The sequence below is a fragment of the Lelliottia sp. RWM.1 genome (genome assembly GCF_016859735.1).
Lineage (GTDB): Bacteria > Pseudomonadota > Gammaproteobacteria > Enterobacterales > Enterobacteriaceae > Enterobacter.
This window is the reverse complement of the sequence record NZ_WLVC01000072.1, coordinates 1-10214: the sequence shown is the minus strand read 5'-3', so window position 1 is coordinate 10214 and position 10214 is coordinate 1. Positions and strand designations below refer to the sequence as shown.

The window sequence follows — 10214 nt, the reverse complement described above, 5'->3', positions numbered from 1 at the left end:
TGCCGACTCCGGTGCATGGCCTTTTCCGATAATCACAAGGACGGACGGGTGATTATATCTGTGCATAGTATGTCTGAGCAGCATCAGAAGGCACTGTCAGCCGCTGGCAGATTTAACCCCCTTAATCGCCAAACTGGGATCAGTCCTGATAGTGTCCTTCCGTCCTGGAGAGGGTTGCTAACACTTGTTCCCATGATACGAAATGCGCCAGCTGATACAGATTAACGTCTCATTGCCCATGCCGGTCTGCCGACACCGGTGCATGGCCTTTTCCGATATTCGCAAGCACAGATGCTTGATTTTTTCAGGGTGTAATATACCTGAGCAGCATCTGAAGGCACTTTCAGTCGCTGTCAGATTTAACACCCTTAATCGCCAATCTGGGATTTTATGATGTTAACCTCCAGTTCAAGACCCTTGCTCCCATGATGCGAACCTTGCCACCTGATAAAGATTTACGCCTCATTCCTGTATGCAGGTCTTACGACTCTAGTGCACGGACAATTTTCGGTCATAACAAGACCTGGCGGAAGATTTAATCAGGCGTGGTGTGACTGAGCAGAAGCTGGGGCAATGTCAGCCGCTGGCAGAAAAAACCCTTATTCGCCATCTCAAACCGTCATTATGGGTAGTCCTTTTAACTTTCTCAGGACCATTAAGCTTAAACTCCGTTTAGAGAATGACGTAAGATTTAGGCTAAGCAGGTTAAGTGATCCCTCTCCCGGGTTGAACACTATATTCATCGTACGAGCGGAAGATTGTCCTTCGGGAAATATTTCTTAAACACCGCTCGGGATCTTATTGCCACTGGCGGATTTAACCCCCTTAATCGCCATACTGGGGTTCTGTCCTGATGCTGGCCTTCAGTTCTGGGCTTGGGTTGCTATCGCTTGCTCCCATAATGCGAAATGTGCCTCCTGATACAGATTAACGTCATATTCCTGCGTGCCGGTCTGCCGACACCAGTGCACGGGCTTTTTTCGGTCATCACATTTCCGGGCAGGAGATTCTATCAGGGCGTGGTGTGACTGAGCAGCAACTGGGGCACTGTCAGCAGCTTGCAGATTTAACACCCTTAATCGCCAAACTGGGATTCTGTTCTGATGTTGACCTTCCGTTCTGGGCGGGCTTTGGTTTACTAACACTTACTTCCATAATACGAAATGTGCTTGATGATGCAGATTAAATTCACATTACTGCATACCGGTCTGCCGACACCGGTGCATGGGCGATTTCCGACGATCTCAAGAACATATGGGAGATTATATCAGGGAGAGTAGTATGCCTGAGCAGCATCTGAAGGCACTGTCAGCCGCTGTGAGATTTAACCCCCTTAATCGCCAAACTGGGGTTCTGTCCTCATGCTGGCCTTCAGTTCCGGGCTGGGTTGCTATCACTTGCTCACATAATGCGAAATGTACCTGCTGATACAGATTAACGTCATATTCCTATATGCCAGTCTGCCGACATCAGTGCTTGGGCTATTTTCGGTCAAAACAAGACCTGGCGAGAGATTTAATCAAGCGTGGTGTGACTGAGCAGCAGCTGGGGGCACTGTCATCCGCTTGCAAATTTAACCCCCTTAATCGCCAAACTTGGGTTCAGTCCTGATGTTGGCATTCCGTTCTGGGCGGCGTTGCTATCACTTGCTCCCATTATGCGAAAAGTGCCTGCTGATACAGATTAACGTCATATTCATGCATGCCGGTCTGCCGACACCAGTGCACGGGTTTTTTTCGGTCATTACAATACCGGGCAGGGGATTAAATCAGGGCGTGGTGTGACTGAGCAGCAGCTGGGACACTGTCAGCCGCTGGCAGATTTAACCCCCTTAATCTCCACACTGGGGTTGCCTCCTTAAGTTGGGTTTCATTTCGGGGTGAGGTTGCTAACTCTGCTCCCATAATTCGTAGTGTGCCTCCTCAAGAGATTAACACCTCATATCTTTAGACTGGACTGACGACAACGGTTCACAGTTAGGAAACGTATATCAGCACACCGGTGAGATAGATTTTAGGGTCTAAGCAAGAAATAGGGTAGGCGTGAAGATTCATTAATGGAGCTCTTAACTTCAAAGCGTAGAGAAGGAGACAAGAATCGTGGTTTAAACAGGTTGTGCATTAGGTATGGACTAGAGAGTCTGAGCTCACATCTGCAAGTTAAGCTCACAAAAAATCATAAAAAAGTAAACAAACATTAGCTTAAGATTGAAACTAAGGATAGAATTGTACGCATAACAAGGAAATGGACGCATTATACGTAAAGTTTACATATATGCGTAAAAGTCGGTTTTCAGTGCAAAAAGGTCATAACCATGAATTTACTTGAAAAGATCGCCCTCGTTGGTCAGCGCATGAAAAGCGAGCAGATTTCTCTAAAGGAATCTCTGATGGCTTCATCAAGAGTATCTGTTTCTGATGATAGTGTTGATGGTGTTGATAGACTGATCTATAACCACTGTTTGAATAAAAAAAATCTCTCTGATTTTTTTGGGAAGTCACGAGTAACGTTCAATAAAATACTTTCGGACTTAGAAGAAAAAGAACTTGTTGGTGCACCTATTTATCAAAACAAAAATCATCTTTACACCCGCTGGGATGTTCAAAAAATAATGGATGCCCTGGGTTATCCCAAGTACCGCGATCATTACTTTAGCAGAGCTATTGTTACTCAGAATCATAAAGGCGGTACAGGGAAAAGCACTACATCTGTAGCTTTAGCAGTAGCAGCTGCTTTAGATCTACAACTCAATGCACGTGTATTAATGATCGAATGGGACCCACAAGGTTCGATTGGAAGCAGCATGATTCAAAGTGTCTCAGAAGATGATGTCTTCCTTACAGCAATTGATGCAATCCTTGGAATTTATGAAGAAAATTCTGAGTATAAAAAATATTTAGATTCAGGATTCTCTGAAGAAGAAATCATCACTAATATGCCTTTTTCAACGCATCTGCCAAACTTGGACGTAATAACGGCTTTTCCGACAGATGCTCGTTTTAAAGATAAATACTGGCAATGTTCTAGAGAAGAACGTACGTCTTTGTTACTACGTTTCAAGGAAGTTATCTTACCGGTACTGAAGCAGAACTATGATTTGATTATTATAGACACTCCACCTGAAGATTCACCTTTGATCTGGGCTGCTGACGAAGCGGCCGATGGGATTCTTGTCGCAGTGTCACCACGTGAATATGATTACGCCTCTACTACAGACTTCATGCTTACAATAAGTGAAAGGTTTAAACAATCACCAAGTAAGGGCGACAATTTAAAATGGTTCAAAGTTCTTGCTGTCAATGTAGATGACAAAAGTCCATATGAAAGAATAGTTTTGGATAAATTAATCAGAACTGTTCAGGACCTTTTGATGTCCGCTAACATAAAAAATTCTGAAGCATTTAAGGCAGCTGCTTCCAAAGGGCGTACAGTGCTTGATATCAAAAAATCAGAGGAACTTTGTTCCGCAAAGCAGCTTGATGTCGCAGAAGAATCTGTATTACAGGTATATCAGCAATTTATAAATGAAATAAAAAGTTTTTCAGCTAAGCAAGGAGTTAACGCATGAGCGATGAGCAACATATCGGGAATGATAAATCTCGATATTTAAACGCACCAAAGCGGACAGAAGTCGGTCACCGTTCAGGTCTTGCGGGTTTGAAAACAGCACCTCGCATAAAAAAGTTATTCACTCTTCATAAGGGCCGGAGACTTGAAGCGGAACATGTGATTGTTCCAGCCCAGAGAGTGGAGAAGGAGACCTTAGTCCATCCAGCGAACCCACGAAATCAAGAAGCCCTTACAGATTATTCTGTTAGAGATATTCTTAAGCAGATTGAAGAAAGAGGGGTCGATACCGAAGGGATCGCTGTAAAAAGAGATGGGGTTTATTTATTAATAGAAGGAAGTCGCAGACGTTTCTGCTGTATAAAGGCAGAAAAGGATCTCCCCCTGTGGGTTCTTCCGGATGAACTAACCGAAGATGATATAAATTCAATTATATCCGCAGCACAAACATCTCGAAAATTTTCATATAGAGAAGTTGGGTTTCAATTTATCAAAAAAATGGAAGAAAAAGGATTTTCTACTAATGAAGAACTCGCAGCATATCTTGGGATTAGTCATGTATCGGTAGCCAAAAGAATCCAGGCGGCCCGTATTGACGAAACATTGATCTCTTTATTCCCGGATTATGAAGGAATCCCGAACTCCTATTATAGTCGCTTGTCTCGTTTACAGAAATATGTGCAAAAAAATCTATTTCCTTTAGATGAAGTAATAGATAATGTTAAAGAGGAAACAAAAGATTTAGACATTGGAGATCTCCAGGTTGCTCAAAAAGTTGTAATGGAAAAAATCACACAATCTGTGGAAAGTGTTTGTGAAAAAACTTATTCCACAAAATGGGAAACAAGTGATCTTATTACTTTTGATAACAAAGATAAGTATGCAAGAATCAGTAAAAACAATACTGGTAGAAAAATTCGCTTTGAATTCAATAGGATAAATGCGGGTTTTATTAAGGAACTAGAGGAGTTCATAAAAGAAAAATTAAAAGTATCAGAATAAATATTGAACTGCATCTTTATGATGCAGTTCATATGATTTATATTTTTAATTTCTTGTTATATTAATATGGGGTGTGCGCAGGTTCAGACATATAAGGTCTTAGTTCTATATGAACAGAAGCGCCATTCCCATCATTTACTACGTTTAAAGGTGCTTTTCCCGGCAATGACATAGTTGCAACGTCAGGTCCAGAAACAGCAAAATTATTTTCTGCTGAAGGCATTACTGTAAAAATCTTTATAGCAACATTTTCATGTCTAAATAATGAAATCCCAAAAGTAGAACCAGCTTCGGTATTGCTCACGTCCACAACCACAGGGGTTTTTCCTAGATATTCATTAGTTAGTATGTTTTTTACTAATGCCCCTTCCGGGACAGTATAGATACGGTATGGATATGCTAAAGCCGTGTGACAAAAACATATTAAAATAACAATTAATGTTTGTTTCATAGATTATCCTCATTCAAAAATAAAAGATATAACTCTTGAAAATCGTGGTTAGTAATTAGGTCCGCTTTTCCGGGAAAATCGTAACTAACAGAAAATAAAAGCGAAAGCGAATCTTTTCCTTTTGCTTTGGGAGAGATTCTGCTAAAAGCACGGTTAATAAACATAAGTTGATCTTCATTGTTGAAGCAAAGTCCAAGCATTCCAACCGTAGGAACTACGAATGTGCTTACGCTGCCTGGGGGCAAAAGTTGCTTACTACGGGCATTGTAAGCACAACGACTACCACCTAGCGTTAGGCCTGAAAGCTCAATAAAACTTCTGGTTCCATTCTTGGCGACAAGCCAAACATCAGTTCCTGAACTTTCGACACGTAAAGTAACTTTTCCGTCAGTAAAGGCCTCACTTTTATTGTATAGAATAGGGTCAAAACCAACTGTCGGGAGTTCTTCGATTTTACTTTCTACTGACTGACAACCAGTCAGTAATGCAAACAATAAAAGTGTGATAACTTTAATCATCCCGCTTCCTTAGATTGTTTTTGGCGCTCGTTATAAAAGATAATGATTCACCGGGGTAGAGAATTGTTTCTTTCGTCCAATAACCATAACCACCGAGGATATTTTTTCTTTTCTCAATATAAACGGGTTCAGAAAATACTAAATGTTGATATTTAGGAAGAGATAAGATTTCATATTTTCCTTGTCCAACTAAGAGGTAATTCTTCTCTTTAGGATTGATGGTTACTGGATTACCAACACTTTGAGGTATGTTAAGTTTTTTTATATTTAGGTCAGAATAGTCAGGAACGGACACTTGATCATTAGACGTATTTCCGGGAAGAGTAAACCCTTTACCCTGATCCGGTCCAAAGATGGCAATTATATCTTTGTTGTTTCTTGTGATCGAAACGATAGCCTGAAGGGGCGTATTAGCAAGGTCATTTATAAACGATATAGTTAGACTTGATTTTGGCTCGACCCAAACAATGCTTTTTCCGGATGTGCCTTCGCTTAATGCAATTTTTTCATTTAGTAAGATTTTATTTTTGGCAATGATATTATACTCAAGTTTTGGTATCACAATAAAAAGTGATTCTTTATTTGAAACATTCATGATTTCTAAGAAATTGGTTTTGGTCATGCTGGTCTTTAGAACAGGCCTATATTTACCATTTATAAACCACCTTCCGTTTATAAGCTCCGCTTTAGCAGATATAAGTGAATCACTTTTCTGTGCGGCAGAAGAAAAAGCATCTTTTCTATGCTCTTTCTCTTGATGTGGTGCAGCTGCTGCGTGAAGATGCAAAAGTAATGTTGAAATTGAGATAATCTTCCAATTTATCTTCATCTTGTTACCTCAATGTTGTTTTCAATCGAATCGAGTTCTAAAGGATAGGTTTTAAGTGAATAAAACTTGTTTGTTGTTTGTATTAGCTGATGACACAATAAAACTGGATTGTTCTTCATGATTATTTCTACTAATGTAAGTGCTGGTGAGTCAGTTTGCGGTATACCCGGAGCAACTATTACCTGGTCTTCTAATTTTGACATATAGAGTGATCCAGTATTTATATGCAAACAATTACCGATCAGTACTGGAAGATTGTTTTGAGTACGACCATGGGCTTTTCGAATGCTGTTTACAGGATTCCTACCTAGGACCATAAGGTTGACGTCATTTATCATCATTGGTATTACGGCATGGTCCATACCGAATAGAAACTGGCTCTGAAAAATATTCACATTGGCATAGTTGAATGCTTGAAGCGCATTATAAGTATCAGTGAATGATGTGCGGATAGGGGCGTAATCAGAAGGGCAAACCCCAATTTTTATATCGCCTTTTAGTAAAATCTGCATCATCGTACCAAGCTGGGTATTAAGAAGTTTTTTTACCTCTTCCTCTAAATAGTAACGATTCACAGCTTTATGCCACTTTCCGCCCATTACACACCATCTCTCATTGAGGTATGTGCTGGGGTAAAATGTTCTCCGGTCTTTGTTTAATGGTAACAATTTTTTTAACATTTCTTCTCCGGCTCCGGCAGCTGAGAAATGCCTCACAAAACGTCCATCGAAAAAGCCACTGTTTATCGCCTTCATCAATTCTATGGGTTCCGGCCCATAGTCAAACAAATTTCCAGTAGAGAAAATTACTATCTCTTCTTCTGGCTTTGTAACTGATTGGATCAAGTTGCACAGCGCAGAGTAATGTCCATGAGGATCTGCCAGAAAGAAAATCCTTCCGGAGAAGTTTGTAAGGTCTATAGTTTGGACGTGCTCAGCTGCCATAAATTCCTCTACGTATGTTTACATCGATGATACGGTATTTCGAACTATGATTTTTTTACAAAAAGGCGTCATTTTGGATTCTAAGCCTAAGGACCTTTGTTACTTACAGGTAAAGGCCCCAGTCCTGGCTCTCAAACAGTTCATACTTAGGATGCAAAGTAACTTTCTGATTATAATTGGCTCCTTTATAAACATGGTTAATACATGAATACAGGAAATTTAACGGTAAGGTATTTAAAATGGAAGGATGCTGAAATAACATAGACTTACGTATTTTTTTAATAGTGTTAATGTTGATAATAGGTCACCATTAATGTATAAAGTTAATATCTAATATGGTCCTATTAATAAAAGAGAGTTTTTATGGCTGAACTATTAAAATCTGAAAGTCCTGTTTCACCATCAGTGCAGGATATCACTGAAGCTTTAAAAATCGTTGTCGATGATGGAAGTAAAGCTGCAAAACTGGTTTGTCTTAATGAAAGAAACGAATTAGTTCCCTTGCTTACACAAAATAGTTTTGTTCCAGATTTCCGTGTTCGCCATGAGGGTCTCAATCCTTTTAACTATCTTATTGATGGGCTGGAAAGGTTTTCGCATCACAGCGAATCTAGTAACTCACTGGAATCGACTGATGTATCTCACCAATACGATGAAATTAGCCGGTTAAATGTTCACCATGCACTTCATGCTTCTGGTTTAGTTCCTCAGGATGTTCACCTCTTTGTTACTTTACCACTTAGCCAGTTCTATACTGCTTTAGGGGAAACGGGTAATGACTCCAACTTATTGATAGTGTTTTATGTTCAGATAATGCCCGATGACTTTGTCATGCAGCTCCACCGATTTTGAGAACGACAGCGACTTCCGTCCCAGCCGTGCCAGGTGCTGCCTCAGATTCAGGTTATGCCGCTCAATTCGCTGCGTATATCGCTTGCTGATTACGTGCAGCTTTCCCTTCAGGCGGGATTCATACAGCGGCCAGCCATCCGTCATCCATATCACCACGTCAAAGGGTGACAGCAGGCTCATAAGACGCCCCAGCGTCGCCATAGTGCGTTCACCGAATACGTGCGCAACAACCGTCTTCCGGAGCCTGTCATACGCGTAAAACAGCCAGCGCTGGCGCGATTTAGCCCCGACGTATCCCCACTGTTCGTCCATTTCCGCGCAGACGATGACGTCACTGCCCGGCTGTATGCGCGAGGTTACCGACTGCGGCCTGAGTTTTTTAAATGGCGGAAAATCGTGTTGAGGCCAACGCCCATAATGCGGGCGGTTGCCCGGCATCCAACGCCATTCATGGCCATATCAATGATTTTCTGGTGCGTACCGGGTTGAGAAGCGGTGTAAGTGAACTGCAGTTGCCATGTTTTACGGCAGTGAGAGCAGAGATAGCGCTGATGTCCGGCAGTGCTTTTGCCGTTACGCACCACCCCGTCAGTAGCTGAACAGGAGGGACAGCTGATAGAAACAGAAGCCACTGGAGCACCTCAAAAACACCATCATACACTAAATCAGTAAGTTGGCAGCATCACCGGGGAAACGAATATTGAAAATATTCAGAGAAAAAAAGATAATCTGATGAAACCAGTAGAGCGTTATCTTGACGGTAAACGCTATTCTTTTAACGTTTTGTCTGTGACTGTTTTCCCTGAATCTTTACCAGCTGTGACCCGGGCAGATGAAATTGAGGATATTGCTTCATTTGAATCAAGTTTGGTAATTGATCTTGGTGGTACTACTCTTGATGTTGCAAGTATTACTGGGCAATTAGAACAGATTTCGAAAGTAAAAGGTTTTGACCGTATTGGTTGTTCTATTGTTTACGATGAGATCAGCAGGTATCTTGAATCTGAGAAACTGAATACGAGTAATGCTTACATTCATCATCTTGTTGATAATCGTCATGATAAATCAGCTTTGAAGGTTGCAGAGGACAAGCGTGACGGTGTTTTTGATGCGGTAAACTCTGCGGTACAGAAGTTGCAAAGTAAAGTAATCAGAGCGGTTACACAAGTCGAAGAGAGGCCTCATAATGTTTTCCTTGTTGGGGGAGGTTCATATCTCATCGAAACAGCTATTCGTAAACATTTTGAAACGGCTAAAGTTATCATGGTAGACAATCCGCAGTTCGCATTATCTTTGGCAATTGCTGATACTATTTATTCAGAATAATGAGCTAGAACATGGCTAAATACCCTATCTCAAATAAGGCAGATAACGACCGGATTCAGATCCGGTCTTTCTGGATATCCGAAAGAAAAGCACCCTATGTTTATAGTTTCTTGAAAAAAACAGAACTTTGTCATAGGGGTGACCAACTGGATTTAATTAGGTCGGCTATTAGTACCGGGTTGGTATTAAATAATTTATTTCCTGACTTGGCAAATTTTATAAATGGTTTAAACGAAAGATTAACACTTGCAGATCTTAATAGGTTTCTGAATGATGGAAATACTATAGATACTGAACCTAAGCCTCCTATTAATGTATTGCTAGAGAATGTCTTAGATCAAAAGTTTAAGGAGTATTTAACACCTCTACAATTAGATAATTCAAAGCAGGATTCTGTTTCTGTAAAAGAAACCTTCCTTGTACAAAAGGAACATGCCTGCTTTGGTGTGAAGATTGAAAATGAGGGAAGCGATACCTCTATACCATCTGAAAGCCCACTTTCTTCAGGTGCATCCAAAATTTCAAAAGAAAAGTCCATTTCCTCTGTGGTGCCAGTGCTAGAAAAAGTATCGGATGAAAATCAAACCGCCTCCATAAGCATAAAATCTAAAGCTAAGGCAAACAAGCGACTAGCGACTTTGGCAAGATAGGGCTTTGTTGAATAAATCAGATTTCGGGTAAGTCTCCCCCGTAGCGGGTTGTGTTTTCAGGCAATACGCACGCTT

General features: G+C 40.9%; 11 protein-coding genes. 6 read left to right on the top strand and 5 right to left on the bottom strand.

What is annotated here, in order from left to right; genetic code table 11:
* The first annotated feature begins 1024 nt into the window (after nt 1-1024).
* From GF617_RS25520 to GF617_RS25510, 3 genes are all read left to right on the top strand, one after another.
* A complete protein-coding gene (locus tag GF617_RS25520) occupies nt 1025-1186 on the top strand; it encodes a hypothetical protein (RefSeq protein ID WP_001371949.1) in 162 nt (53 codons plus the stop codon).
* 1128 nt (nt 1187-2314) lie between these two features.
* A complete protein-coding gene (locus GF617_RS25515) occupies nt 2315-3568 on the top strand; it encodes a ParA family protein (RefSeq protein ID WP_001050364.1) in 1254 nt (417 codons plus the stop codon).
* Nucleotides 3565-4569: a ParB family protein gene (locus GF617_RS25510; protein ID WP_001278838.1), complete on the top strand. Its 1005-nt coding sequence runs from the start codon at nt 3565-3567 to the stop codon at nt 4567-4569. The genes GF617_RS25515 and GF617_RS25510 overlap by 4 nt, the downstream gene beginning before the upstream one ends.
* Nucleotides 4570-4630: 61 nt before the next feature.
* Here GF617_RS25510 and GF617_RS25505 read toward each other — a convergent pair whose 3' ends face one another.
* From GF617_RS25505 to GF617_RS25490, 4 genes are read right to left on the bottom strand one after another with little or no spacing between them, the layout of a single operon-like run.
* Entirely contained in the window at nt 4631-5020 is a 390-nt protein-coding gene (locus tag GF617_RS25505; RefSeq protein WP_000815011.1) for a hypothetical protein, read from the bottom strand.
* Complete coding sequence (locus GF617_RS25500) at nt 5017-5538, bottom strand: hypothetical protein (RefSeq protein ID WP_000598517.1); 522 nt, start codon at nt 5536-5538, stop codon at nt 5017-5019. Before GF617_RS25500 ends, GF617_RS25505 begins: the two co-directional genes overlap by 4 nt.
* Nucleotides 5531-6367: a hypothetical protein gene (locus GF617_RS25495; RefSeq protein WP_000700976.1), complete on the bottom strand. Its 837-nt coding sequence runs from the start codon at nt 6365-6367 to the stop codon at nt 5531-5533. Before GF617_RS25495 ends, GF617_RS25500 begins: the two co-directional genes overlap by 8 nt.
* Nucleotides 6364-7311, bottom strand: coding sequence for a metallophosphoesterase (locus GF617_RS25490; protein WP_000718595.1), 948 nt, complete (start codon nt 7309-7311; stop codon nt 6364-6366). Before GF617_RS25490 ends, GF617_RS25495 begins: the two co-directional genes overlap by 4 nt.
* Before the next feature lie 363 nt (nt 7312-7674).
* Here GF617_RS25490 and parM (GF617_RS25485) point away from each other — a divergent pair, with 363 nt between their 5' ends.
* Nucleotides 7675-8163, top strand: coding sequence for a plasmid segregation protein ParM domain-containing protein (gene parM / locus GF617_RS25485; RefSeq protein ID WP_238788065.1), 489 nt, complete (start codon nt 7675-7677; stop codon nt 8161-8163).
* Here the strand turns inward: parM (GF617_RS25485) and GF617_RS25480 are convergent.
* Nucleotides 8098-8795 (bottom strand): IS1-like element IS1B family transposase gene (locus GF617_RS25480; protein ID WP_095033700.1). Its coding sequence is split into 2 segments (ribosomal slippage): nt 8098-8546 and nt 8546-8795, totalling 699 coding nucleotides; the frame shifts between segments, so codons are not numbered across the junction. The genes parM (GF617_RS25485) and GF617_RS25480 overlap by 66 nt on opposite strands.
* A gap of 49 nt (nt 8796-8844) precedes the next feature.
* Here GF617_RS25480 and parM (GF617_RS25475) point away from each other — a divergent pair.
* Both parM (GF617_RS25475) and GF617_RS25470 read left to right on the top strand, forming a co-directional pair.
* Nucleotides 8845-9489: a plasmid segregation protein ParM domain-containing protein gene (parM, locus tag GF617_RS25475; protein WP_309228368.1), complete on the top strand. Its 645-nt coding sequence runs from the start codon at nt 8845-8847 to the stop codon at nt 9487-9489.
* Nucleotides 9490-9500: 11 nt separating this feature from the next.
* Nucleotides 9501-10139, top strand: a complete 639-nt coding sequence (locus GF617_RS25470; RefSeq protein WP_012695436.1) for a hypothetical protein — start codon at nt 9501-9503, stop codon at nt 10137-10139.
* Nucleotides 10140-10214 lie beyond the last annotated feature (75 nt).

Bases quoted from the DNA above. Each gene is read 5' to 3' on its own strand.
- GF617_RS25505 (WP_000815011.1), bottom strand. From the start codon at position 5,020: ATGAAACAAACATTAATTGTTATTTTAATATGTTTTTGTCACACGGCT.
- GF617_RS25495 (WP_000700976.1), bottom strand. From the start codon at position 6,367: ATGAAGATAAATTGGAAGATTATCTCAATTTCAACATTACTTTTGCAT.
- GF617_RS25490 (WP_000718595.1), bottom strand. From the start codon at position 7,311: ATGGCAGCTGAGCACGTCCAAACTATAGACCTTACAAACTTCTCCGGA.
- GF617_RS25470 (WP_012695436.1), top strand. From the start codon at position 9,501: ATGGCTAAATACCCTATCTCAAATAAGGCAGATAACGACCGGATTCAG.
- GF617_RS25510 (WP_001278838.1), top strand. From the start codon at position 3,565: ATGAGCGATGAGCAACATATCGGGAATGATAAATCTCGATATTTAAAC.
- parM (WP_238788065.1), top strand. From the start codon at position 7,675: ATGGCTGAACTATTAAAATCTGAAAGTCCTGTTTCACCATCAGTGCAG.
- GF617_RS25515 (WP_001050364.1), top strand. From the start codon at position 2,315: ATGAATTTACTTGAAAAGATCGCCCTCGTTGGTCAGCGCATGAAAAGC.
- GF617_RS25500 (WP_000598517.1), bottom strand. From the start codon at position 5,538: ATGATTAAAGTTATCACACTTTTATTGTTTGCATTACTGACTGGTTGT.